This window comes from Photobacterium kishitanii, assembly GCF_000613045.3.
Classification (GTDB): Bacteria; Pseudomonadota; Gammaproteobacteria; order Enterobacterales; family Vibrionaceae; genus Photobacterium; species Photobacterium kishitanii.
Genome location: NZ_LN794352.1, coordinates 118,382 through 142,095 on the forward strand (window position 1 = coordinate 118,382; position 23,714 = coordinate 142,095).

23 protein-coding genes are annotated in these 23,714 nt (G+C 41.4%); 15 read left to right on the forward strand and 8 right to left on the reverse strand.

Annotation, left to right across the window (positions count from 1 at the left end; genetic code table 11):
• Window positions 1-79: 79 nt before the first annotated feature.
• The 4 genes from PPBDW_RS00735 to PPBDW_RS00750 all read right to left on the reverse strand — a co-directional run bounded on the left by PPBDW_RS00735 (window position 80) and on the right by PPBDW_RS00750 (window position 5,658).
• Window positions 80-1,849 (reverse strand): phage integrase N-terminal SAM-like domain-containing protein, encoded by a 1,770-nt coding sequence (locus tag PPBDW_RS00735; RefSeq protein WP_036789175.1) that lies wholly within the window; start codon window positions 1,847-1,849, stop codon window positions 80-82.
• Complete coding sequence (locus PPBDW_RS00740) at window positions 1,842-3,167, reverse strand: tyrosine-type recombinase/integrase (protein WP_036789177.1); 1,326 nt, start codon at window positions 3,165-3,167, stop codon at window positions 1,842-1,844. The genes PPBDW_RS00735 and PPBDW_RS00740 overlap by 8 nt, the downstream gene beginning before the upstream one ends.
• Window positions 3,168-3,262: 95 nt before the next feature.
• Window positions 3,263-4,621 (reverse strand): glutathione-disulfide reductase, encoded by a 1,359-nt coding sequence (gene gorA / locus PPBDW_RS00745; protein WP_036789179.1) that lies wholly within the window; start codon window positions 4,619-4,621, stop codon window positions 3,263-3,265.
• Between the two features lie 197 nt (window positions 4,622-4,818).
• Window positions 4,819-5,658 carry a 23S rRNA (adenine(2030)-N(6))-methyltransferase RlmJ gene (locus PPBDW_RS00750; RefSeq protein ID WP_036789181.1) on the reverse strand — a complete coding sequence of 280 codons (840 nt, stop codon included), beginning with the start codon at window positions 5,656-5,658 and terminating at the stop codon, window positions 4,819-4,821.
• Between the two features lie 213 nt (window positions 5,659-5,871).
• Between PPBDW_RS00750 and prlC the strand changes: the two genes are divergently transcribed.
• Window positions 5,872-7,914, forward strand: a complete 2,043-nt coding sequence (gene prlC / locus PPBDW_RS00755) for an oligopeptidase A (RefSeq protein WP_036789183.1) — start codon at window positions 5,872-5,874, stop codon at window positions 7,912-7,914.
• A 108-nt stretch (window positions 7,915-8,022) separates the two neighbouring features.
• On the opposite strand, the gene gppA is transcribed toward prlC, so the two are convergent.
• Complete coding sequence (gene gppA / locus PPBDW_RS00760) at window positions 8,023-9,513, reverse strand: guanosine-5'-triphosphate,3'-diphosphate diphosphatase (protein ID WP_036789185.1); 1,491 nt, start codon at window positions 9,511-9,513, stop codon at window positions 8,023-8,025.
• A gap of 19 nt (window positions 9,514-9,532) precedes the next feature.
• Complete coding sequence (gene rhlB, locus PPBDW_RS00765) at window positions 9,533-10,837, reverse strand: ATP-dependent RNA helicase RhlB (protein WP_036789187.1); 1,305 nt, start codon at window positions 10,835-10,837, stop codon at window positions 9,533-9,535.
• 112 nt (window positions 10,838-10,949) lie between these two features.
• Between rhlB and trxA the strand changes: the two genes are divergently transcribed.
• The 5 genes from trxA (at window position 10,950) to fre (ending at window position 15,903) form a co-directional block, all read left to right on the forward strand.
• Window positions 10,950-11,276 carry a thioredoxin TrxA gene (gene trxA / locus PPBDW_RS00770; protein ID WP_036789189.1) on the forward strand — a complete coding sequence of 109 codons (327 nt, stop codon included), beginning with the start codon at window positions 10,950-10,952 and terminating at the stop codon, window positions 11,274-11,276.
• Window positions 11,277-11,474: 198 nt separating this feature from the next.
• Entirely contained in the window at window positions 11,475-12,740 is a 1,266-nt protein-coding gene (gene rho, locus PPBDW_RS00775) for a transcription termination factor Rho (protein WP_036789191.1), read from the forward strand.
• A 232-nt stretch (window positions 12,741-12,972) separates the two neighbouring features.
• Complete coding sequence (ubiD, locus tag PPBDW_RS00780; protein ID WP_036789193.1) at window positions 12,973-14,853, forward strand: 4-hydroxy-3-polyprenylbenzoate decarboxylase; 1,881 nt, start codon at window positions 12,973-12,975, stop codon at window positions 14,851-14,853.
• Window positions 14,854-14,919: 66 nt separating this feature from the next.
• Entirely contained in the window at window positions 14,920-15,183 is a 264-nt protein-coding gene (locus tag PPBDW_RS00785; RefSeq protein WP_036789195.1) for a 2Fe-2S iron-sulfur cluster-binding protein, read from the forward strand.
• 9 nt (window positions 15,184-15,192) lie between these two features.
• Entirely contained in the window at window positions 15,193-15,903 is a 711-nt protein-coding gene (gene fre / locus PPBDW_RS00790; protein ID WP_036789196.1) for an NAD(P)H-flavin reductase, read from the forward strand.
• A gap of 53 nt (window positions 15,904-15,956) precedes the next feature.
• Here the strand turns inward: fre and PPBDW_RS00795 are convergent, their stop codons facing one another.
• Together PPBDW_RS00795 and PPBDW_RS00800 are read right to left on the reverse strand one after the other, a co-directional pair.
• Window positions 15,957-16,844 (reverse strand): carboxylate/amino acid/amine transporter, encoded by an 888-nt coding sequence (locus PPBDW_RS00795; protein WP_036789197.1) that lies wholly within the window; start codon window positions 16,842-16,844, stop codon window positions 15,957-15,959.
• A 137-nt stretch (window positions 16,845-16,981) separates the two neighbouring features.
• On the reverse strand, window positions 16,982-17,404 hold the full coding sequence (locus tag PPBDW_RS00800) for a universal stress protein (protein ID WP_036789198.1): 423 nt from the start codon (window positions 17,402-17,404) through the stop codon (window positions 16,982-16,984).
• Between the two features lie 255 nt (window positions 17,405-17,659).
• Here PPBDW_RS00800 and ftnA point away from each other — a divergent pair, with 255 nt between their 5' ends.
• The 9 genes from ftnA to cspE (PPBDW_RS00845) all read left to right on the forward strand — a co-directional run bounded on the left by ftnA (window position 17,660) and on the right by cspE (PPBDW_RS00845) (window position 23,681).
• On the forward strand, window positions 17,660-18,190 hold the full coding sequence (gene ftnA / locus PPBDW_RS00805) for a non-heme ferritin (protein ID WP_036789199.1): 531 nt from the start codon (window positions 17,660-17,662) through the stop codon (window positions 18,188-18,190).
• A gap of 74 nt (window positions 18,191-18,264) precedes the next feature.
• Entirely contained in the window at window positions 18,265-18,603 is a 339-nt protein-coding gene (uspB, locus tag PPBDW_RS00810; protein WP_036789200.1) for a universal stress protein UspB, read from the forward strand.
• Window positions 18,604-18,749: 146 nt separating this feature from the next.
• Window positions 18,750-19,859, forward strand: a complete 1,110-nt coding sequence (locus PPBDW_RS00815; protein ID WP_036789202.1) for a mechanosensitive ion channel family protein — start codon at window positions 18,750-18,752, stop codon at window positions 19,857-19,859.
• Between the two features lie 146 nt (window positions 19,860-20,005).
• Window positions 20,006-21,193 carry a BaiN/RdsA family NAD(P)/FAD-dependent oxidoreductase gene (locus PPBDW_RS00820; protein ID WP_036789204.1) on the forward strand — a complete coding sequence of 396 codons (1,188 nt, stop codon included), beginning with the start codon at window positions 20,006-20,008 and terminating at the stop codon, window positions 21,191-21,193.
• 378 nt (window positions 21,194-21,571) lie between these two features.
• Complete coding sequence (gene cspE / locus PPBDW_RS00825) at window positions 21,572-21,778, forward strand: transcription antiterminator/RNA stability regulator CspE (RefSeq protein ID WP_036789206.1); 207 nt, start codon at window positions 21,572-21,574, stop codon at window positions 21,776-21,778.
• Between the two features lie 338 nt (window positions 21,779-22,116).
• Entirely contained in the window at window positions 22,117-22,326 is a 210-nt protein-coding gene (locus PPBDW_RS00830; protein WP_036789208.1) for a hypothetical protein, read from the forward strand.
• Between the two features lie 212 nt (window positions 22,327-22,538).
• A complete protein-coding gene (gene cspE, locus PPBDW_RS00835) occupies window positions 22,539-22,751 on the forward strand; it encodes a transcription antiterminator/RNA stability regulator CspE (RefSeq protein WP_036789210.1) in 213 nt (70 codons plus the stop codon).
• A gap of 252 nt (window positions 22,752-23,003) precedes the next feature.
• Complete coding sequence (cspE, locus tag PPBDW_RS00840) at window positions 23,004-23,216, forward strand: transcription antiterminator/RNA stability regulator CspE (protein ID WP_036789212.1); 213 nt, start codon at window positions 23,004-23,006, stop codon at window positions 23,214-23,216.
• Window positions 23,217-23,468: 252 nt separating this feature from the next.
• Window positions 23,469-23,681, forward strand: coding sequence for a transcription antiterminator/RNA stability regulator CspE (gene cspE / locus PPBDW_RS00845; protein WP_036789214.1), 213 nt, complete (start codon window positions 23,469-23,471; stop codon window positions 23,679-23,681).
• Window positions 23,682-23,714 lie beyond the last annotated feature (33 nt).

Below are 23,714 nucleotides of genomic sequence, written 5' to 3' on the forward strand. Positions count from 1 at the left end.
GTTGTTGTGAAATAAACTGATAATGTCGGAGTTTATAACCCTATGCTGTTCTGGGAAGTCCGTTGTATAAAGATATGGATTAGTCATTGTTCAATTCCTTGGCAGCCGAATCAATACGCTGTGTTGGTATCATGGAAAGGATTGCATCAGAGTCTTCCCAAAGAGGATGCAATCCTTCTTCATCAATCAATGCTTCAGCTTGCTTTAAGATGCTTTTGTTAATTTTTGGGAAGATTTTCTCAGTGATGAATACCACTATGCTTTCAAAGTTTTGGCGATAGTGATGGGCGCTCAAATGCAGGTATAGAGACTCTTCAATACACTCTTTAAATGACAGTAAACACCAGATATCACTGACCGATTGCACTATCACTTGTTCTGGGCAACCAAAACACTTGAGTAAATCTGCACACGCCAACTTTTCTCCGTCTTTAAGTAACTTACGTTGCTGTGCTTTTCGGTTGTAAGCCTTGGATCTTTCACCAAATGGATTGGCACAACTTCCTCCATTTGGGGTTCTACTAAGCTCAGGAAAGGTTGTTTTTAATTCTTCTTCAATGGTTAGAACCTCTATCCCTAAAGCGGAGCGTGCTGCTGTTACACCTTGTTTGGAGTGGGCTTGCTCCTGCCTGATAGTCGTCACGTCCTGCATCATGGCATTGTTGTTGTGTTTATTGCCCGTAGTGTAGTGCCGTTTGCGCGTTTGTGGTGTATTGCCAAGGGTTATGTCATTGGCAAGTTCGCCTTGATAAGCCGTTGTTATTTGTGCTCCAGTTTCTCGAAAGCGGCTCACAACTGGTCTTAGTTTTCGCGCTGTTTGGTCAGTAAAACTAAAGTGCTTTTCTAGCCAGTTTTTATTGAAGGCTTGGAGGGTGGCTTGCTTAACTGGTTGTAATTTGTTGTGAGCGATGGTCTGTAATAACAATGCATTACTTGAATTGTCTAAGACCTTTGAAACTTCGAGCAATTTATCAAAGAAACCCATACTGTATTTAGGAACTTCAAGATAGCCGTGCTCACCTATTTCGACGTGAATAATCTTGAAACTTCGACGTTTAAAGGCTGGCATTTGATACCACTGTTCACCAACAGATATTGAGGCATTTGTCGGACGTTTTAGATCAAAAAGTACACCAGTATTAGAGTAGGTGTAGTAACTCATCAAATATGTCGCCGCACACATCATTTTGCTGATTGCCGAGCACAGTTTGTAATCCTGCCCATGCCATCTAAATGTCATGGTAGATGTGGTTTTCCATGCGTCGATGTGCTTTTGTGGGTTTTCAAGGAATTGCCTTGATGTTTGATTAAAAAGTTGTCGAAGAAATGGTAACAATTGTTTTAAGTCGGCTTGAGTATATGCCTCAAAAGGTTCGGTATCAGCCCTTCCTAATATGGGGATGTTAAGAAACCAATGAGTTGGAAAATCTAGATAATCCCGAAATAGAACGCTCATTCGCGCTAACTTTTGCGTATAGCTGCTCGCTTTTAATATTCCTAGCCGTACCTGATGAAACAGTGCTGCCATATAAGCTTCAAGTGATTGTTGTGTAAAACCCTCAGCATCTTTCGCATCGCACCACTTGAGATATTGTGAGATGTGGTTGAAGAGGTGATAGAGCGTGATTTGTGAGGCACCTTCGGAGATCTTTTCATCAAAGCGTTCTTTGATTTGAAGAATAAAGCGATCACGATTAGCCGACTTAACAGGTTTTCCTTGTTGTATGTACTGAGTGCTTGGAAAGCCCCTGTGAAGCAATCGATTAAAATCACATAGATAGTTTTTTTCATACTCCATTCGTAAGCATATAGAAGGGTTCCAGCCGTTCAAATAAGTGACATTATTCATTTTCGCCACCTAGTGCTTTATGCATAATTGAATCAAGAATTCCGAATTTTGTTTTGAATACTTCTTTTCGTCTGAGGTAGCGTAGGTATTTCCAAGTCGTGCTTTCATCCTTATGCCCCATCCAGCCCATCAGCAGCTCTAGAGCCTCAATCGTTCCTAAGTGAGCATCAAGTAAGTCACTGAGCCTGTACGTTCCGTATGTGGCTCTGAGATCATGGAAGCGATGCTTAAAAGAACTGTCTACCTTCTGTATTTCACCCCTTAGTTCAATCCAGCGAGATTCGATGGTTTCTCTACTCATCGGGTTGCCTTGCTGGCTGATGAAGAAGGGTTCGTGGCGTTCGCATCGTTCTAACACTTCTATGCTGTGGTGATTAAGAGTTACGGACTCATCCCTGAATTGATTTATTTTTTTATATAACTTGTTGGCGCGGCTAAGCCTGCGTTCTGAAACTTGGTATTCACGTAGTGCTTCTAATAGTTCAATAGAAATTTCAACTCGACGTTTTTTATCAAATTTGGTTTGAACCCCAGTAGACTGGGGGCATAGCGTTAATTCAAAGCGATGTTGGCTCTCAGCAACAGGCATTGCAGAATCTAATGCGTTTAAGCTAAAGGTGGCTATTTCTTCAATACGCATTCCAGTATCAATTGAAAGGAGTACTTGTAGCCTGAGTTCTTCTGACGTTTTAGGTAGAAATGAGAGCAATAAATTAAGATATTCTTGGTTTAGCGGGGTAAGGGGGCGGATGTTTTTTGAATCGCTGTCTTTGGGAACTTTGATTCTAAGGTCGCTAGTTTCCACAGTAAATGTTGTCTTAATGTGCGCTAGCATTCCGAGGTTTTGAACCTGCACAAATTCCATTTTGAATGGAGCTTCTTGTTCTCTCTTTATACGCAAATAACCTTCGTGCATTGCCCAAAGGTAGAAGTTCTTAACTTGATTCATGTATGTATTGGCGGTGCTATGTGCCAACTCGCCACGCTTTACTAGCTTAAGCAAGTGAGAGCGGAACAGATAAGTGGGCTTTAGTCTTTTGATTGGAGGGAAGTGATTCCATTCCAACTGTTCACCTTCTAGGAACTGATAGTATTTGAGTAGAGCGCGACTGCATGGGTTGAGGTCTTTCGCTTTCTTTACAGCTTTGAGATAAAAGAGATAGCTGTTTGGTTCTTGGAGAAAAGCACCGTCATCAGAAAACAGTGTTGGAAGAGAGCCTATGTTGTTTTTTGTTGGCTGACAATGGTAAGTACCATCATCTCTGAGTGTTAATTCTGTATCTTTGTAAACGTCACTGGAATGTATTAGTTGAGTCATTTATCCACCTAGAAAGAACACTACTTATACAATTAGTATAAGCAGTGTTAAGTATTTTTCCAGATTTCTAAACGTGTGGGAGTTAAGTTTCTACACTAACCCCTCATGGTAACAAATTCTTCAGAACCTGTTGGGTGAATAGCTACCACACTATCGAAATCAGCTTTAGTTGCGCCCATCTTCATCGCGACACCAAAACCTTGAATCATTTCATCAACGGTATAACCGATACCATGTAGGCCAACGACTTTCTCATCATCACCTGCGCAAACAAGTTTCATTTTACATGGCTGACGGTGGGTAGTTACCGCGGTGTACATAGCAGTAAAGCCTGACTGGTAGATTTTGACGTTGTCTTCGCCGTATTGGTCAATAGCTTCTTGAGTCGTTAGACCAATAGTACCAATCGGTGGGTGACTAAATACAACAGTAGGAACTAGGCTGTAATCCATCTTGGCATCTGGCTTGTTATTAAACAAACGCTCAGATAATTGACGTCCTGCTTTAACTGCAATCGGTGTTAGCTCGATGCCGCCTTCCATGATGTCACCAACACAATAGATACCTGCAACATTGGTTTGTTGGAATTGATCAACTTTAATATAACCACGGCTATTGGTTTCAACGCCCGTCGCTTGGAGGTTGATCTTGTCAGTGGTTGGATGGCGACCAATGGCCCAAATCAGTAAATCAGTATTGTGTGATTCGCCATTTTCAAAATGAAGCGTGATTGAACCGTCAGCTTCTTTAACCACTTCTTTAGGCACTGAATGGGTGTGTAGAGTTGGACCTTCTGTTGCCATTACTTCAACTAAGGTATCAACAATCATAGGATCGAAGCTACGTAGTGGTGATTCTTTACGAACAAACAGGTGAGTATCAGTACCCAGTGCACTTAATACACCTGCAATTTCAACTGCGATGTAACCTGCACCAACAATAGCGGTACGCTTAGGTTGCTCTAGTAACTCAAAGAAACCATTAGAATCGATACCATATTCAGCACCAGGTACATTGGGAATCGTTGGCTCGCCACCAACTGCAATCAAAATATGATCAGCAGTGTAATGTTCGCCATTAACCTCAATTGTTTTAGCGTCAACAAAGGTGGCAAAACCATTGATCACTTCAACGTTGTTTTTACCTAATACATTGTCGTAAGAGGTATGAATTCGGCTAATGTAGGCTTCACGGTTTTCAACCAGTTTGCCCCAATTAAAGCCTTTTACATCAACGTCAAAACCATAATCTTTAGCGTAAAGGTGCATAGCTTCTGCGATTTGGGCACCGTGCCACATTACTTTCTTTGGTACACAACCAACGTTAACGCAAGTGCCACCAAGCGCTTTTGCTTCAATGATTGCTACTTTAGCGCCATACATTGCAGCGCGATTTGCTGATGCAATACCACCGCTACCGCCACCGATGCAGATGTAATCAAAATGCTTTGCCATGACTTTACTCCAATAGATGTTATGAATATTCACTGTCACCTAGTGTAATCAAGATTGGGCTGAGTGACGAGGATTTAAAATCGGAAAAACCGATTAATATAGTGTTTTACCATCGGAAATGATGATTGTCACGTGAGAAATGTAACAGCCACAGGGGAACGTGGCTGTTTATTGAGCGAAAAAATAATGCCGTAAGCTTATTCTGGTACGATCCACTCAACTTTATGATGACCGTGATTTGGCGCAATTGCTTGTTGTAGCCATGGCAGTATTTGCTGCATTTGGCTAGCAAGTTTCCATGGTGGATTAATGATGATCATTCCAGAAGCCGTCATTCCGCGCTCTTCAGTATCAGGTTCAACCCCAAGTTCAACTTGAAGAATATTACGAATATTGAGGTCTTTTAGACCGGCAATCATATTATCAATTGTTTCGCGGTAAACGACGGGATACCAAATCGCATAAGTACCTGTCGCCCAACGTTGATAGCTTTGTTTAATCGCTTTTACTACATCTTGGTATTCATGTTTGAGTTCATAAGGTGGATCAATCAATACCACCCCACGACGCTCTTTCGGCGGTAAACTCGCTTTTAGACGGGCAAAGCCATCTTCTTGATAGATTTTAACTTGGCGATCACCACGAAATTCTTGCAGTAATAATGGAAAATCGCTTGGATGTAATTCGGTTAATACCATGCGGTCTTGGTCACGAATTTGTGCGCGCGCTACTTTTGGTGAGCCAGGGTAGTAACGTAGTTCATCACTGTTATTAAGGGCTTTAATCGCATCAATATAAGCGGCGATTTCTGTTGGTACATCATCGCGTGACCAAATACGGGCGATACCTTGCTTAAATTCACCGGTTTTTTCGCTGCGCTCATCTTGGAGATCGTAACGACCAACACCTGAGTGAGTGTCGTGATACACGAACGGTTTATCTTTTTGCTTGAGTGCATCCAGAATTAGGCTTTGAACAATGTGTTTAACCACATCTGCGTGGTTGCCAGCGTGAAAGCTGTGGCGATAACTCAGCATGAAATCAGTCTCTATCGGTATCTAAAGCAGGGGTGCTAAAGGCTATTATCGTCAATTATTCACTAATATCCAACCATGGTGCCAACCTTTGCGGCGATCAACATTGACTAAATACGCTATTTCTACCTTTTTATACTCTAAACCGATCAAAGGATTGAAATTTATCTATTGCGGGCGCATGTTAATAAGAAGATAAAAATAAAGGAAAAGCGTATGTCTAACCCATTATTGACGATGACCGATTTACCACCGTTTGCTCATATTAAGCCTGAGCACATTAAACCTGCGGTTGAACAAGCGATCATTGATTGTCGTAACAACGTTGAATCGGTGCTATCGCAATTACAAATGCCAAGCTGGGACACGATTTGTCGCCCATTGGCAGAGTTGGATGATCGTTTAGGACGTATTTGGTCACCAGTCGGACACCTTAACGGGGTTAAAAATAGCCCTGAGTTACGCCAAGCGTATGAAAGCTGCTTGCCGTTATTGTCAGATTACGCCACTTGGGTTGGACAGCATAAAGGCCTTTATGATGCGTATAAGATGATTCAAGCCAGTGAAGATTTTGCTGATTTAGGTCAAGCACAACAAAAAGCGGTTAATGATGCCCTTAAAGCGTTTGAGTTATCGGGTATTGGTTTACCTGCTGAGCAACAAAAACGTTTTGGTGATATTAGTAAACGCTTATCTGAATTAGCCTCAACCTTTAGTAATAACGTGTTAGATGCCACCATGGCATGGAGCAAAGTGATTACTGATGCTGAGCAACTACGCGGTTTACCAGAATCTGCATTGCAAGCAGCACAAGCAAATGCTGAAGCCAAAGGTGAGCAAGGTTATTTGTTTACCTTAGATATTCCATCGTATCTACCAGTGATGACTTACTGTGATAACCGTGAGTTACGCGCTGAAATGTATCAAGCCTTTTGTACGCGCGCTTCTGATCGCGGTCCAAATGCGGGTGAGTTTGATAATTCAGAAATTATTGCTGAAAAATTGAAACTGAGTCATGAACTGGCGAGTTTATTAGGTTTTAGCAACTATGGTGAAAAATCACTGGCAACCAAAATGGCTGAATCAACCGATCAAGTGTTGGGTTTTTTAAATGATTTAGCTGATCGTGCGAAGCCACAAGGTGAACGTGAAGTTGCTGAGTTACGTGACTATGCTCGTAATGAATTTGGCGTTGAAAAGTTAGAACCATGGGATTTTGCGTTTTATTCTGAAAAATTAAAACAGCATCGTTACAGTATTTCTGATGAAGAGTTACGGCCGTATTTCCCTGAGCAAAAAGTGGTTGCAGGCTTATTTGAAGTGCTAAAGCGCGTATTTGGCTTAGATATCAAACAGCGCTTAGGGGTTGAAGTATGGCACGAATCGGTGACCTTCTATGACATCTTTGATGCTCAAGGTACATTGCGTGGTAGTTTCTACTTAGATTTATATGCTCGTGAACATAAACGTGGTGGCGCATGGATGGATGAGTGTATGGTTCGCCGTACTCGCATTGATGGCAGCTTGCAAACACCAGTCGCGTATTTAACCTGTAACTTTAATCGTCCTGTTGGCGATCAGCCTGCGTTGTTTACCCATAACGAAGTCACGACGTTATTCCATGAAACAGGTCATGGTATCCACCATATGCTGACTCAGATTGATGTTGCGGCAGTGTCAGGAATCAATGGTGTGCCATGGGATGCAGTTGAATTACCAAGTCAATTTCTTGAAAACTGGTGCTGGCAGGAAGAAGCATTAGCGTTTATTTCTGGTCATTATCAAACCGGTGAGCCACTACCGAAAGTGATGCTAGATAAAATGCTAGCGGCGAAGAACTTCCAATCGGCGATGTTTATTTTACGTCAGCTTGAGTTTGGGTTGTTTGATTTCAGCTTGTACTCTAACTACGATCCAGAGGTTGGTGCTCAAGTGCTAGAAACTTTACTTGAAGTTAAAGATAAAGTTTCGGTAGTACCAAGCCCAGAGTGGGGCCGATTCCCACATAGTTTTAGTCATATTTTTGCCGGTGGCTATAGTGCTGGTTACTACAGTTACTTGTGGGCAGAATTATTGTCGGCTGATGCGTTCTCACGCTTTGAAGAAGAAGGCATCTTTAACCCTCAAACAGGTAGCGACTTCCTGACTTGCGTGTTGGAAAAAGGTGGCAGTGAAGAGCCAATGGAATTGTTTAAGCGTTTCCGTGGCCGAGAACCACAGCTGGATGCAATGCTGCGTCACAGTGGTATTACTGGCTAAATCGGGTTGATAGTAAAGTAACCGCTAATAAAAAAGGCTCCTTGGGGAGCCTTTTTTGATCGTAGTGCAAAGAGAATAAATCTCGTCGCTAAATTATTATGCTGGTAATCAGTCTTGTGCCGTTACTACCATTGGCCAGCCCATATCTGTTTGGCGGGTGGCTTCTTGGGTCAGTTCACTGCGAGTTAGTGGATTATTGATCAACCATTTCGCCGATAATAATAAGGTCAATTTGTTGTCTTCCATGTGTAAGCTAAATGGAGGCAAACAGGTTTGATCTCGACGATGGCATAAAATAATCGCTAGTCGTAGCAAGCGTAGTAAACGAGCTGCACTTGGCGCTGATAACGCATGTTGTTCTGGTAAGCTGGTTAATGGGCCGTTATGACGACGCAGTAGCTCAGCGATAAGATTTTTTTGGGCGCGAGTAAAGCCGGGTAAATCCATGTGCTTAATTAAGTAAGCCGCATGTTCACCACTTTTTTTAAATTCAATGCTAGCGCCAATTTCATGTAATTTAGCGGCAGCTTGAAGGAGGTTTTCTGCAGGCGGTTCCAATTGCCAATTTGGACACTGAGCTAACAACGCCAGTGCCATATCACTCACGCTGTCTGCATGGTGATGATCTAATTGAAACCGTTGTTGCATGCTAGTAATCGTTCGAGCGCAGACATCGTGATGACGCATTTGATCCATCATTTCATAAACCAAGCCTTCACGTAGCGCACCGCCAGCGAGAGTCATTGATTCAATTTGTAATGATTCAAACAGCGCAATTAGAATCGATAACCCGCTTGGAAAAACAAGGGCTCGTTCTAATGTTAAGCCTTCAATATCAAGATCTTCCAAACGTTCATACTGCATCGCTTGGCGTTGAAGACGCTTAAGTTTTGGCAGGGTAATAATTTCATCCATGCCTTGTGCCAGCATAATTTCTTGTAATGCTTGCACGGTGCCACTTGCGCCAACACAGGTTTCCCAGCCTTGCTGGGTATAACGCTCAATAATGGCTTCAATCGCTTCTTTAGCACCATTAATGGCAGCATCAAAGTTGACCGAGGTTAAGTAGCGATCTTTAAAATAGCGCTCCAGCCACGTGACACAACCAATTTTTAGGCTAGTTAATGCACTGGCATCAAAACCTTCGCCAATAATGACTTCGGTGCTCGCACCGCCAATATCGACTACTAGGCGTTTGTCACTGCCACCAGAGGTATGTGCTACCCCTTGATAGATAATGCGTGCTTCTTCTTCACCCGCAATGACACTCACAGGATACCCAAGAATACTGTGAGCTTGAGAAAGAAATTCGTCAGCATTGACCGCTGTACGCAAAGCGGCAGTACCGACAATGCGAATATGATCAGGTTTGATATCTTGTAAACGTTCGGCAAAGATAGCCAAACAGTCAAGGCCACGTTGAATGGCTTCTTGGCTGAGCTCGTTATGATTATTCAAACCCGCCGCTAAACGTACTTTACGTTTAATTTTAGCTAGCGTCTGAACACTGCCATTGACTTCACGAACAACCCACATATGAAAGCTGTTAGAACCTAAATCAATTGCGGCATAAAGCGGTGATACTGAATTTCTTTCCATAGAGATACTTTAACTTATTTTATGCTGGTTTGTTTTGTGGCGGACGACGGCGATTATTACGCTGACGAGATTGCCCCTGACCTTGACGCTGGTTATTACGACGACCACCTTGACGAGGATTACGCTGTAAGCGAATCGGTGCTGGTAAATCATCTAATAGGGCATCAGAGTCATATTTTGATTGTGGAATACCATGCTCGATGTAGGTTTCGATCGCTGTTAAGTTAATCGCGTATTCTTCACAAGCAAAGCTGATTGAATGACCACTTTCGCCGGCACGGCCAGTACGACCAATACGGTGAACATAATCTTCAGCGTCATCAGGTAGATCATAGTTAAATACGTGGGTAACCATTGGAATATGTAGACCACGTGCAGCAACATCTGTTGCGACAAGGATATCAAGATCACCTTTGGTGAATTCTTCTAGAATACGTTCACGCTTCTTCTGTGGTACATCACCAGTGAGTAAACCAACGCGATGACCATCAGCGGCTAAATGACCCCAAACATCTTCACAACGATGTTTAGTGTTGGCGAAAATAATCGCACGATCTGGCCATTCTTCTTCAATTAACGTTTGTAATAAACGCATTTTTTCTTGGTTTGAAGGATAGAACAATTCTTCTTGAATGCGGTGGCCTGTTTTTTGTGCAGGTTCAACCACAACACTTTCAGGGCTATTCATGTGTTCAAAGGCAAGCTCTTTAACGCGGTATGATAATGTTGCTGAAAACAGCATATTTAGGCGAGCTTTAGGCTCTGGCATACGGCGGAACAAGAAGCGGATATCTTTAATAAAGCCCAAATCGAACATGCGATCAGCTTCATCAAGTACTACGACTTGAATGCTTGCAAGGTCAATAACGCGTTGTTTGTAGAAGTCGATAATACGACCACAAGTACCGATTAGAATATCGACACCTTCATCAAACACTTGTTTTTGTTTTTCATAAGGTTCACCACCATAAGCAAGACCAGCTTTAAGGCCTGTACTCGCAAGTAGCGATGAAGCATCATTGAAAATTTGGATCGCCAACTCTCGCGTTGGCGCCATAATGATCGCCCGCGGTTGATTGGTCTTACGTTCTGCTGGTGCAGGAGTCTCCAATAGATGGTTAAAAGTAGCGGTCAGAAAGGCAAGGGTTTTACCCGTACCTGTTTGAGCCTGTCCCGCGATATCATGGCCAGTGAGCACAACTGGCAATGCCAAGGCCTGGATCGGGGTACAATTATGAAACCCTTTCTCTTCCAATCCTTTTAGCACTAGAGGGTTTAACCCTAGTTCGGCAAATTTCTGCTCTGTGATATGTGTCGTCTTCATTACTATAGAATATCAGCTTAGGGTTGCAATACGAAACGTATTCCATTCAAATAGGATAACGATTTGCTGGTTAATTCAATATCAGCTAACAAAATCACTGTTGGAGTGGAAGATGAGCGATAAGATTGTGCAGCTTACCGATGAAAGTTTTGATACTGATGTTGTCAATGCTGCTGGCCCGGTACTAGTCGATTTCTGGGCTGAATGGTGTGGACCATGTAAAATGATTGCCCCTATTCTTGATGAAATCGCTGATGAATATGAAGGTAAATTAACGATTGGTAAATTAAATATCGACCAAAATGCGGCGACACCGCCAAAATTTGGTATTCGTGGTATTCCAACGTTATTATTGTTTAAAGATGGCGCAGTTGCTGCAACTAAAGTTGGCGCGTTATCAAAAACACAGCTAAAAGAGTTCCTTGATGCGAACTTATAAGTGATATAATTGCGAGCCATGCACAATTTCTAAGTTGTGCATGGTTTGTCTAGCGACTATGCTAGACGAATAGAACGTTTAGTGTTAACGTAACGCACAGAAATTGCATTTCCGTTCATTTCTTGACCAGGCCCTATTGGTCATCCTTATCTCAACTAATATAGAACCCCGATTTTGACAGACAAGAAACCCACCACTATGAATCTTACAGAACTCAAGAGCCAACCTATTCCTAAGTTGGTATCACTTAGCGAAAGTTTAGGATTGGAAAACCTGGCCCGCCTACGTAAGCAGGACATCATCTTCTCCATTCTTAAGCAACATGCTAAAAGTGGTGAGGATATTTTTGGCGACGGCGTTCTAGAGATTTTGCAAGACGGCTTCGGCTTTCTGCGTAGCGCAGACAGTTCTTACCTTGCAGGTCCTGATGATATTTACGTATCACCGAGCCAAATTCGTCGTTTTAACCTTCGTACTGGCGATACTATTGCCGGAAAGATTCGTCCACCTAAAGACGGTGAACGTTACTTTGCACTACTGAAAGTTAACGAAGTAAACTACGACAAACCTGACAACGCCCGCAATAAAATCCTATTTGAAAACCTTACTCCGTTACATGCTAATATTCGTATGCGTATGGAACGTGGTAATGGTTCAACCGAAGATATTACGGCACGTGTACTTGATTTAGCCTCGCCAATCGGTAAAGGTCAACGTGGTTTGATTGTTGCTCCGCCGAAAGCGGGTAAAACCATGTTACTGCAAAATATCGCTCAAAGTATTTCTCACAACCACCCTGAATGTGTGTTGATGGTATTGCTGATTGATGAGCGTCCAGAAGAAGTAACTGAGATGCAACGCCTTGTGAAAGGCGAAGTGATTGCATCAACGTTTGATGAGCCAGCATCACGTCACGTTCAAGTGGCAGAAATGGTTATCGAAAAAGCAAAACGTTTGGTTGAGCATAAGAAAGATGTTGTTATCTTACTTGATTCAATTACCCGTCTTGCACGTGCTTACAACACTGTGATTCCTTCTTCAGGTAAAGTGCTAACAGGTGGTGTGGATGCTAACGCCCTTCACCGTCCTAAGCGCTTCTTTGGTGCCGCACGTAATGTCGAAGAAGGCGGTAGCTTAACAATCATCGCAACAGCGCTAGTTGATACTGGCTCGAAGATGGATGAAGTTATCTACGAAGAATTTAAAGGTACTGGTAACATGGAACTTCACCTTTCTCGCAAGATTGCTGAGAAGCGTGTTTTCCCTGCGATTGATATCAATCGTTCTGGTACGCGTCGTGAAGAGCTATTGGCGAAAGCTGATGAACTACAGAAAATGTGGATCCTGCGTAAGATCGTTCACCCAATGAGTGAAACGGACAGCATGGAGTTCTTAATCGACAAACTATCAATGACTAAAACTAATGAAGAATTCTTTGACGCAATGCGTCGTCAGAAATCATAATTAAGTGAGTGGTTATTGAATTAAAAACGTCACCCTAGGGTGACGTTTTTTTTGCTTAAATTAAATGTTATTCATTGTCTCTATTCGTTAACCCACAGAATTAAAACGGGTATTTTCTTTTTGTGGACGACGGGTGTTTTCCATCTCACAACTGGTTATACTACCAAAAATCATTCTCATTAAGTTGATATCAGTGATGCTGGTTGACTTAGTTTAGCTACAGGTAGTCGCTATGAAATACAAGGATTTACGTGACTTTATTGCCTATTTAGAGCAGCAAGGGCAATTACAACGTATTCAACAGCCGATTGATCCTAATCAGGAAATGACCGAGATTTGTGATCGTACTTTACGTGCTGGTGGGCCAGCATTGTTGTTCGAAAATCCTGTAGGTTATGACATGCCAGTATTGGCAAACTTGTTTGGTACACCTGAACGAGTCGCGATGGGAATGGGGCGTGATAATGTTAAGCAGTTACGTGAAGTCGGTGAATGGTTAGCCTATTTAAAAGAGCCGGAGCCACCGCATGGTTTACGGGACGCCATCAATAAAATCCCTGTATTTAAGCAAGTGCTTAATATGCCAACTAAAGTACTTCGCAAGGCGGCTTGCCAACAAATAATATGGCAGGGCGACGAGGTAGATTTAGATAAAATCCCGGTTATGAGTTGCTGGCCCGATGATGTAGCACCGTTGTTGACATGGGGCTTAACCATTACTCGAGGCCCAAATAAAAAACGCCAAAACCTCGGTATTTATCGCCAGCAGAAAATAGCTAAAAATAAAGTCATTATGCGCTGGTTAGCTCACCGTGGTGGTGCGTTAGATATGCGTGAATGGTGTGAAGCACATCCGGGTGAAAAATTTCCGGTCACAGTTGCCTTTGGTGCTGATCCCGCAACAGTACTCGGTGCAGTTACTCCAGTGCCAGATACTTTGTCTGAATATGCATTTGCAGGGTTATTACGTGGTAGCCGTACTGAAGTAGTTAAAAGTATCAGTAATGATTTACAAGTGCCTGCTAGTGCTGAAATCGTGATGGAAGGCTATATCGACCCTGAAGAATACGCCGATGAAGGTCCTTATGGTGATCATACTGGCTATTACAATGAGGTTGAGCGGCACCATGTATTTACCATCACCCATATCACGATGCGTAATGATCCGATTTACCACAGTACGTATACTGGCCGCCCACCGGATGAACCAGCAGTACTTGGGGTCGCGTTAAATGAAGTGTTTGTGCCTATTTTGCACAAGCAATTTCCTGAGATTGTAGATTTTTATTTGCCGCCAGAAGGGTGTTCTTACCGTATGGCGGTGGTAACGATGAAGAAACAATATCCCGGTCATGCTAAACGAGTAATGATGGGCGTGTGGTCGTTTTTACGCCAGTTTATGTACACTAAATTTGTAATTGTGTGTGACGATGATGTCAATGCACGCGATTGGCACAGTGTGATTGGCGCGATGACAACCCAAATGGATCCCGTACGAGACAGCTTATTAATTGAAAACACTCCGATAGATTCACTTGATTTTGCTTCACCTGTGGTGGGCTTAGGCTCAAAAATGGGTATTGATGCCACTATTAAATGGCCAGCAGAGTTAGCAAATACCACAGAAAAAGCGCCATTAATTAACCCAGAGTTTGATATTGAAGCGGGATTAATCGCATTACGGCAGCAATTCCCTGCCATTATTGATTGTTATCTACCGCCGGAAGCGGTTGATCACAGTATGGCAATTGTGAGTATTAATAAAACTGTTGCAGGCGAAGCGCTGCAAGTGATGACGGCGGTATGGGAATTTTTGAATCAGTTCACAGATGCTAAATTTGTGATTATGTGTGATGGTGACGTCAATGTTCGTGATTGGAATGATGTTATTTGGGCTGTCACTACCCGTATGGATCCAAGCCGTGATACGGTATTAATCGCTGCGACGGCAAGCCGTTGTTCGAAAATCGGCTTTGATGCCACCAATAAACTTGGCGCTGAAACCCAACGTGAGTGGGGAACTCCGATAGTTAAAGATCCACAGATTGTGGCACGCATTGATGCGATGTGGTCTCAATTAGCGATTGCTAATGAATCACACTCGTTAGATTGAGTACCAATCAAGAGCCGAATATTTTATGTTTCAGTGATAAAACTTACCACTGAATGAGAGTTTTTTATGTACCAAGTACGCCTGTTGCCCAATAACATTACTTTTGCAGCCAATGCGCAGCAAACAGTATTACAAGCAGCGCTCGACGCAGGTATTGCTTTCCCTAATCGCTGCCAAGTCGGTGCTTGTGCGATGTGTATGTGTCGTAAACAGCAGGGCCAAATAAGCTATGTGCTTGAGCCGATGCTGACGCCACAAGAGCAGGCACAAGGCTGGATATTTGCTTGCCAAGCGAGGGTGGAAAGTGACTTGGTATTATCGTTAGACTAGAGGAAAACCATGTCTATCAAATGTGAAGTAAAGTCAGTTGAACCGTTGGCGTGTAATACATACCGTATTTTATTAAAGCCATTACAAGCCCTCGATTTTAAAGCTGGGCAATATTTATTAGCTGTCATGGGTGAGCAGGATAAACGCCCATTTTCGATTGCTAGCAGCCCTTGTCGTCAAGGCGAGCTTGAACTTCATATTGGTGCAGCCGAGCATAATGCTTATGCATTAGAAGTGGTTGAGACCATGAAAAATGCCTTAAGTGATCAGCAGACGGTAACAATTGAAGCTGCGCATGGTGAGGCATGGTTGCGTCATGAAAGTCAGCGCCCATTAGTGATGATTGCTGGTGGTACTGGTTTCTCTTATATTCGCAGTATGGTCGATAATTGTATTAGTCGTGGTTTAACCCAACCGATATTCATTTATTGGGGCGGACGTGATTTGTGTCAGCTATATGCTAATGATGAAATGCAGCAATTGGCACAGCAATACCCAAATATTAGTTATGTACCTGTGGTTGAAACCGCGCCGGAAGGTTGGCAAGGTAAAGTGGGTAATGTGCTTGATGCCGTTGCTGAAGACTTTGTCAGTTTATCGGCCTATGACATTTATGTCTGCGGTCGTTTTGAAATGGCAGGAGCCGCTCGTGAGCGTTTCTGTACTGAAAAAGGCGCTGTGCGTGAGCATATGTTTGCGGATGCATTTGCGTTTATTTAACCGCTAATAATCATTAAAAAAGGCGCGTTTAACGCGCCTTTTTTATATTATTGTCATTGCGAGTCTAGCGTTTGACGCTGAGTTGCGACTTTATTTTTTACCCAGCTTTCGTTAAACCATAATGATAATAAAATAATCCCGCCGCCAATAATTAACCGTGGGTAATCAACATTGTGGTTCCAGATTACAATATTGACGATCAAACCTGCCGGTACTAAGGCGTTGTTCATAATTGCCAGGGCGCCAGCATTGACCAGCGTCGCCCCTTTGTTCCAAATAAAATAGCCGACTCCTGAAGCTATCACGCCAAGATAGACTAAAATTCCCCATTGCAGCGAGGTCGTTGGTAGTTTGGCACTATTACCAAACAATAAATACATCGGCACTGCCACACAAACCGCACCTAAATAAAACCAGCCAAAGACGGTATGTTGTGGAATATCGGCTTGCTCTTGTTCGATAATTCTTTTGTAGCCTACTTGACCAATCGCAAAGCAAAGATTGGCACCTTGAACCACTAAGAAACCAATAATAAAGTGCTGATTAATACCTTCAAATTTAATCACTGCGGCACCTAATACTGCGATCACTGCACTGAGTAAATACCATGGTGAGAATTGTTTATGCAGTGCGTCGTAGATAAGGGTCACGTAAATGGGGGTAAAAATAGTGAACAGCAGTACTTCTGGCACCGTTAAATATAGAAACGATTGATAATAGAAGCAATACATCAGTCCTAACTGAAAGGCGCCAACGGCCATTAATTTTAGCGCTAGCTTAGGGTGTAGATGTTTGGTGCGTAAAAACGGTAAAAAAACGACTGCGGCTAAACAAACGCGGGTTAACACTGAAAACCAAGCATCGACTTGGCCTGCAAGGTAAACGCCGATCAAGCTAAAAGAAAAAGCCCATAACAGGGTAATTACAGATAAATATCTCATCGTCGCAACATGGTGTGTTGATAAAGGGTAATGATAGTGTAACTAAATTGCGGCAGCAGGAATATGAGAATTAAAATGCAGAATAATAACAACGATCAGCAGCCATAATGATAACAACTGCTGTATCTGTAGTTGAATTACTTTAGGGGGACGATTAATAAATCAACCGGAGTGCGACTAATAAGTTGACGCGTCGATGATAAAATTTTGCTCCAGAAATCTTGGTGATGGCCACAAATAACCAGATCAACATTAAGATCTTTGATGGCGACACAAATTTCTTCACTTAAATCGCCGCTACCTACTAAAGTGTGTGCTACCGGATAACCTGCGCTATTAGCTAGTTGGTGTAATCTATTCTGAGCATCACTTTCAGCACGTTCGTGCATCTCTGCTAGATTAATATCAATTAAACCAGTGTAGAGATCAGCGTAGTCGACATCAATGTGGACCAGTGATAGTTCAGCATCCAATGACTGCGCTAATTTGGCTGCTTTATCGACGAGATAGGCGCTGTCTTCAGAAAGATCGATAGCAGCGAGAATATGTTTATAAACCATCACTTACACTCCATAGCAATACAATAATGATGTATGTTAGCACTGGTATAAACTTAAAAATATCGATTAGGTCGCATCTATAGGTTACTAAATGGTTAATTATTTTCCGTAATCGTCGATTATTTTTTATTGTTATTTTAGTGGTTTATACTAACAGTGGTTATCTTTAATGAAGACGTTTTGTTCATTTGTTGCATTCTTAACAATGCACAGTGACAATGTCTTGATTACACTTAAACAAACAGGAGTAGTGCAATGTTAGCCAAGGCAATGGTTGAAAATCTTAATGAGCAAATTAATTTAGAGTTCTTTTCTTCAAATCTATATCTGCAAATGAGCGCATGGTGTGAAGATAAAGGCTTTGAAGGTGCTGCGGCGTTCTTACGTGTGCATGCTGCTGAAGAGATGGAGCATATGCAACGTTTGTTTACTTATGTGAGCGAAACGGGTGCGTTACCTATTTTAGGTACCATTGAAGCACCTAAGCATGAATTTGCATCTTTAGGCGCAGTGTTCCGTGAAACGTACGAGCACGAGCAACTTATCACTAAAAAAATTAATGAATTAGCCCATGTTGCATTTTCTACTCAAGATTATTCAACCTTTAATTTCTTGCAGTGGTATGTGGCAGAGCAACATGAAGAAGAGAAATTATTCAAAGGCATTTTAGATAAAATAGAGTTAGTTGGTGAAGATGGCAAAGCGCTATTCTTTATTGATAAAGACTTAGCAGCGATGGCTAAAGGCGAATCAGCACCAACATCGGTAATGGACTCACAAGCTTAAAGTGGTTTTAGGGTGGTGGTAATCCGCTGCCCTTTTTATCCCTATAAGTTAGTGATATTAAGAGGGGGATAACTATGATCAGTGGTGATGCACTTTTGGTTGCGATTTTTGTGGTGGCAACAGTTAATACTTGTAGGTATATCAGCACATTGCGTTCTTTGCTGGTGGTGATGAGAGATTGTGATCCGTTATTATACCAGCAGGTAGATGGGCGTGGTTTCTTTTCATCTCAAGGTAATGTTAGTAAACAGATCCGCTTATTTCATTACATTCGTAGCCAACAGTATAAAAAACATCACGATCCGCTTTTTATGGCTAAATGCATGAAAGTTCGTAAATTATTTGTGTTAGCAAGTACGTTTATGATTACTTTTTTTGTGGCTATTTTTGCCGTGGCCTTCCTCGGACTCTAATCTTAAGTTTATTTCTTCAGGTGTCACTGCTCTAGTGGCACTTTCTTTGCTGTATCCCCGCTCAGTGTTATATCATTAGTATCAATATAACAATAGTTTATCAATGAAACTTCATTTTTATCTTCAGTATCGGAACCAAAGTAGCTATGGATCAATTTTTAATCTGGTTGTCATCACTTGAAAAAGGTGCGTCCGTTAATTGGATGTATAACATTGGCTTGTTGCTACTGTTGAGTGCGTTACTTTGGGGGGGATGGTTATTACTCTCAAGCCGATTAGCCACGATAGCGAGTAAAACCCATTTAATTTGGGATGATGCGTTAATTGATGCTATTCGAGCGCCGGTTTCGTTATGTATTTGGGTGTGGCCAGGACTGATGTCATTAGGCATTATGGTCGATAATATTACCTCTTATTCCAGTGGTTTTTTGTCTTTATTACGCCACTTATTGTTGGTCGGGGTCTTTATTTGGATTCTGATGCGGTTAATCACCAATATTGAGCAGACGATATTAGATAATCGCCCTCATCGAGACGCGACTACGGTGACTGCTATTTCAAAAATATTACGCTTAATTGTAATAGTGTTGAGTAGTTTAATTGTGATGCAGAATTTCGGCTTAAGTTTGTCGGGTTTGCTCACTTTTGGTGGTGTCGGTGGTTTAGTTGTCGGTATGGCTGCTAAAGATTTACTGGCCAACTTCTTTGGTGGCATGATGATTTATTTTGATCGCCCATTTAAGGTTGGTGATTGGATTCGTAGCCCAGATCGCCAAATAGAAGGTACGATTGAACGGATTGGATTTCGTATGACAGTGATCCGTACCTTTGATAAGCGACCATTATATGTACCTAACTCTGTGTTTAGTTCGGTGGTGGTTGAGAATGCTTCACGGATGCAGAATCGCCGGATTAAGCAAAGTGTTGGCTTACGTTATTGTGATGCGGCGGTGGTTGGATTGGTGGTCGATGATATTAAGACGATGCTGCAAAACCATGCTGATATTGAAACTCGCCAAACATTGATTGTTAGCTTTGATACCTATGGACCATCATCACTAAATATACTGGTGTATACCTTTACTAAAACAGTTGATTGGGTCAAATACAAAGCGGTACAGCAAGATGTGATGTTACAAATTGTCGCGATTGTACATTCACACGGGGCTGATTTCGCATTTCCTACCACCACTTTAGATATGCCAACGGCTGCGATTAGTGCATTAACCGCTATCGATAATCGTCAACAAGCTTGATTTTAATCGAATAAATAACTGAGATTGGATAGCGGTTGGTATTGCGCCAAGAGGCAGGTAAAATAGCAGCGACAATAGAAAAAGGATGCTAATCGTTAGCATCCTTTTTGCGTTTATTTAGTGACATTAAAGGCTGATTGAAATCCATGGCAAACAAATATGATGTAGTAATTATTGGCGCAGGTGCAGCGGGTTTAATGTGCGCCGCCACGGCAGGTAAGCGTGGACGTTCAGTGTTAGTACTTGATCACGGCAAGAAACCTGGCCGTAAAATTTTAATTTCAGGTGGTGGTCGGTGTAATTTCACTAACAATGATGTTGCCGCTAATAATTATGTTTGTCGTAATCCCCATTTTGTTAAATCAGCGTTGTCGCAATACAGCCAATGGGATTTTATCGGCTTAGTGTGTCAGTATGAAATTGACTATGAAGAACGTGATCATGGACAGTTGTTTTGCGTTGATTCAGCTAAAGACATTGTCAAAATGTTGGTTGCTGAATGTGACTTACCAAATGTCGCTTTACGTTATCAAACCGATATTACGTCAATCATGCAGCTCGAGACGGGTTTTAGTCTTGATGTTAACGGTGAGACTATTAGCTGTGAATCGTTGGTGGTTGCAACGGGGGGGTTATCAATGCCGAAATTGGGTGCCACCCCATTTGGTTATCAAGTAGCAGAGCAGTTTGGTTTGAAGATGGTGCCAACGACTGCAGGATTAGTGCCGTTTACGTTACATAAACAAGATAAAGATACCTTCGAGGAATTATCAGGTATCGCAGTACCTGCGGTGATCACGACTGCTGATGGCACCAGCTTTAAAGAAAATTTATTATTTACTCATCGCGGTTTATCAGGGCCTGTAGTACTGCAAGTTTCATCTTACTGGTTGCCTGGACAGAAAGTGAGTATTGATTTGTTGCCAATGCTTAATTTGGCTGAAACGTTGATTGAGTCACGTGAACAGCATCCTAATCAGAGTTTAAAGAACACCTTATCGCGTTTATTGCCAAAGCGTTTAATTGAAGTGTTAATCAGCCGTGGTGATATTACTGATAAGCCGTTAAAGCAACTTAATCATAAAGAGTTTGAGCAGCTAGCGAACTATTTCCACCAATGGAATATTGCACCCAATGGTACTGAAGGTTATCGCACTGCAGAAGTGACTTTAGGTGGTGTTGATACCGATGAGTTGTCTTCAAAAACCATGGAATCGAAAAAAATTAACGGGCTGTTTTTTGCTGGGGAAGTGATGGATGTTAGTGGCTGGCTTGGCGGTTATAACTTCCAATGGGCGTGGAGTTCTGGCTATGTCGCTGGCCAAAACGTATGATTTTAAAACGATCAATTTAATTTTTAAGCCTTAAAAACATTCAAAATTCATCCAGAATGGTGTTTTTTTATTGATATTGCTTGGTTAGGTGTGAAATCTTTCTAAGTAATATCAGTTTGTTATGTTCTTTTTGTGTTTTATCTTAAAATAAACCTTTACAATAATCGCTAACCAGATAATAATAATGTCGCTCTGTTGTTCAGAGTTATTAATGAAAACGTCAAGTAAAAGAAAAACCCTCAGAATATCTTCGTTATTGTTGCATTCCTTAGTGTTTCCCTTAGCTTCATAGTCACATTCAATAATTCAAGCTTTCAGCGCATCGTGATTTTAAGCACGATAAATTTTATGAATTTTAATTAAATTAAGGGACACATTATGTCTACTACTGGTATCGTTAAGTGGTTCAACGAAGAGAAAGGTTTCGGTTTCATTACTCAAGACAATGGCGGTGCTGACGTATTCGTTCATTTCCGTGCAATCGCTTCTGAAGGTTTCAAAACTCTTGCTGAAGGCCAAAAAGTGTCTTTTGAAGTAGAGCAAGGCCAAAAAGGTCTTCAAGCTGCAAACGTTGTAGCGCTATAAGATTTTAAGTTGACGTCAATGGTCGTAGTACCATTGACGTTACTTTCACCAAACTATTATTTATACAATATCATCGAAATATAAAACACTTCCAACATCTGCATCTAAATCTGCATCTGTCGTTACGTTCCTTATTTTCTTCGTTACATTATTATAAATAGCATTTTAATATTTAATTAGCATAAAAACTTAGATGACTTTTATCGTCTTAATATTTTTATTGCGAATAAACAAGTGAGGACAATTATGTCTCGTTCATTAGGCCGTAAGCGATTTTGGTTTCAACAAAATCGTCAAGAAAACCCTGAAACTTTAAATAAAAACCAAGAAGTTAAATAATGATAGTAAATTTTAATTTAGTAAAAGATCAACGTACTTGGAGTGCTAATATTCACCAGTTAAATAGTGATGTATTGAAACGCCATATTCTTATTAACGGTAATGTTGATAATCTTGATATATCATTCAGTTACTGCGAAAAAACAGCCGCAGGAAATATAACGAACAGCAGCAATAAAATAATTGGTAATTTCTATATTTCTTATTAATACCTTAGGGGATTTAATTAAGAAATGATTTTAATTAAATGTCTTATCTCGCCAATGACATTATTTAATAACAATATAAGTATTGAACGCATTCTATAATTACTCGGTATTATTATAGTGATGATGGTAAGTACGATTACTTATATGAATATTATCATTTCAGATTATTGCATAGCGCGATGATTAATCAGATTCAAAGTAAGGGATACATCATGTCTAATACAACAACTGGTCTAGTAAAATGGTTTAACGAAGAGAAAGGTTTTGGTTTTATTACTCAAGACAACGGCGGTGCTGACGTATTCGTTCACTTCCGTGCTATCGCTTCAGACGGTTTTAAGACCTTGGCTGAAGGCCAGAAAGTATCATTTGAAGTAGAGCAAGGCCAAAAAGGTCTGCAAGCTGCAAATGTTGTTGGTCTATAAGACTGACAGTTGGGTAGCGGTATAGCCGCTACCTGAACATCCATTAGGGTGTTTAACTAAATAAGATATTAGTTAAATGTCTTACACTGCTGAAAACGTTATTTGTCATCTTTATCAAAAAGAAAACTGTTTATCGCTACATTTATGTTGTTGTATCCGTGTTTCCCTTTGCTTTATCGATATTCAAACATCTTCATTTCAGCCTGTCGCGTGTTGCGGCAACTTAATGAAATAAAATATGAGGGACACATCATGTCTAATTCAACAACTGGTCTAGTAAAATGGTTTAACGAAGAGAAAGGTTTTGGTTTTATTACTCAAGACAACGGCGGTGCTGATGTATTCGTTCACTTCCGTGCCATCGCTTCAGACGGTTTTAAGACCTTGGCTGAAGGCCAGAAAGTATCATTTGAAGTAGAGCAAGGCCAAAAAGGTCTGCAAGCTGCAAATGTTGTTGGTCTATAAGACTGACAGTTGGGTAGCGGTATAGCCGCTACCTGAACATCCATTAGGGTGTTTAACTAAATAAGATATTAGTTAAATGTCTTACACTGCTGAAAACGTTATTTGTCATCTTTATCAAAAAGAAAACTGTTTATCGCTACATTTATGTTGTTGTATCCGTGTTTCCCTTTGCTTTATCGATATTCAAACATCTTCATTTCAGCCTGTCGCGTGTTGCGGCAACTTAATGAAATAAAATATGAGGGACACATCATGTCTAATTCAACAACTGGTCTAGTAAAATGGTTTAACGAAGAGAAAGGTTTTGGTTTTATTACTCAAGACAACGGCGGTGCTGATGTATTCGTTCACTTCCGTGCCATCGCTTCAGACGGTTTTAAGACCTTGGCTGAAGGCCAAAAAGTATCATTTGAAGTAGAGCAAGGCCAAAAAGGTCTGCAAGCTGCAAATGTTGTAGCGTTATAATTCGAAGATCTTTCTTCTGAGAAAATGCTGGCT

Excerpts from the sequence above, each read along its gene's own strand:
- PPBDW_RS00735 (WP_036789175.1), bottom strand. The coding sequence starts at position 1,849 with ATGAATAATGTCACTTATTTGAACGGCTGGAACCCTTCTATATGCTTA.
- PPBDW_RS00740 (WP_036789177.1), bottom strand. The coding sequence starts at position 3,167 with ATGACTCAACTAATACATTCCAGTGACGTTTACAAAGATACAGAATTA.
- gorA (WP_036789179.1), bottom strand. The coding sequence starts at position 4,621 with ATGGCAAAGCATTTTGATTACATCTGCATCGGTGGCGGTAGCGGTGGT.
- PPBDW_RS00750 (WP_036789181.1), bottom strand. The coding sequence starts at position 5,658 with ATGCTGAGTTATCGCCACAGCTTTCACGCTGGCAACCACGCAGATGTG.
- prlC (WP_036789183.1), top strand. The coding sequence starts at position 5,872 with ATGTCTAACCCATTATTGACGATGACCGATTTACCACCGTTTGCTCAT.
- gppA (WP_036789185.1), bottom strand. The coding sequence starts at position 9,513 with ATGGAAAGAAATTCAGTATCACCGCTTTATGCCGCAATTGATTTAGGT.
- rhlB (WP_036789187.1), bottom strand. The coding sequence starts at position 10,837 with ATGAAGACGACACATATCACAGAGCAGAAATTTGCCGAACTAGGGTTA.
- trxA (WP_036789189.1), top strand. The coding sequence starts at position 10,950 with ATGAGCGATAAGATTGTGCAGCTTACCGATGAAAGTTTTGATACTGAT.
- rho (WP_036789191.1), top strand. The coding sequence starts at position 11,475 with ATGAATCTTACAGAACTCAAGAGCCAACCTATTCCTAAGTTGGTATCA.
- ubiD (WP_036789193.1), top strand. The coding sequence starts at position 12,973 with ATGAAATACAAGGATTTACGTGACTTTATTGCCTATTTAGAGCAGCAA.
- PPBDW_RS00785 (WP_036789195.1), top strand. The coding sequence starts at position 14,920 with ATGTACCAAGTACGCCTGTTGCCCAATAACATTACTTTTGCAGCCAAT.
- fre (WP_036789196.1), top strand. The coding sequence starts at position 15,193 with ATGTCTATCAAATGTGAAGTAAAGTCAGTTGAACCGTTGGCGTGTAAT.
- PPBDW_RS00795 (WP_036789197.1), bottom strand. The coding sequence starts at position 16,844 with ATGAGATATTTATCTGTAATTACCCTGTTATGGGCTTTTTCTTTTAGC.
- PPBDW_RS00800 (WP_036789198.1), bottom strand. The coding sequence starts at position 17,404 with ATGGTTTATAAACATATTCTCGCTGCTATCGATCTTTCTGAAGACAGC.
- ftnA (WP_036789199.1), top strand. The coding sequence starts at position 17,660 with ATGTTAGCCAAGGCAATGGTTGAAAATCTTAATGAGCAAATTAATTTA.
- uspB (WP_036789200.1), top strand. The coding sequence starts at position 18,265 with ATGATCAGTGGTGATGCACTTTTGGTTGCGATTTTTGTGGTGGCAACA.
- PPBDW_RS00815 (WP_036789202.1), top strand. The coding sequence starts at position 18,750 with ATGGATCAATTTTTAATCTGGTTGTCATCACTTGAAAAAGGTGCGTCC.
- PPBDW_RS00820 (WP_036789204.1), top strand. The coding sequence starts at position 20,006 with ATGGCAAACAAATATGATGTAGTAATTATTGGCGCAGGTGCAGCGGGT.
- cspE (WP_036789206.1), top strand. The coding sequence starts at position 21,572 with ATGTCTACTACTGGTATCGTTAAGTGGTTCAACGAAGAGAAAGGTTTC.
- PPBDW_RS00830 (WP_036789208.1), top strand. The coding sequence starts at position 22,117 with ATGATAGTAAATTTTAATTTAGTAAAAGATCAACGTACTTGGAGTGCT.
- cspE (WP_036789210.1), top strand. The coding sequence starts at position 22,539 with ATGTCTAATACAACAACTGGTCTAGTAAAATGGTTTAACGAAGAGAAA.
- cspE (WP_036789212.1), top strand. The coding sequence starts at position 23,004 with ATGTCTAATTCAACAACTGGTCTAGTAAAATGGTTTAACGAAGAGAAA.
- cspE (WP_036789214.1), top strand. The coding sequence starts at position 23,469 with ATGTCTAATTCAACAACTGGTCTAGTAAAATGGTTTAACGAAGAGAAA.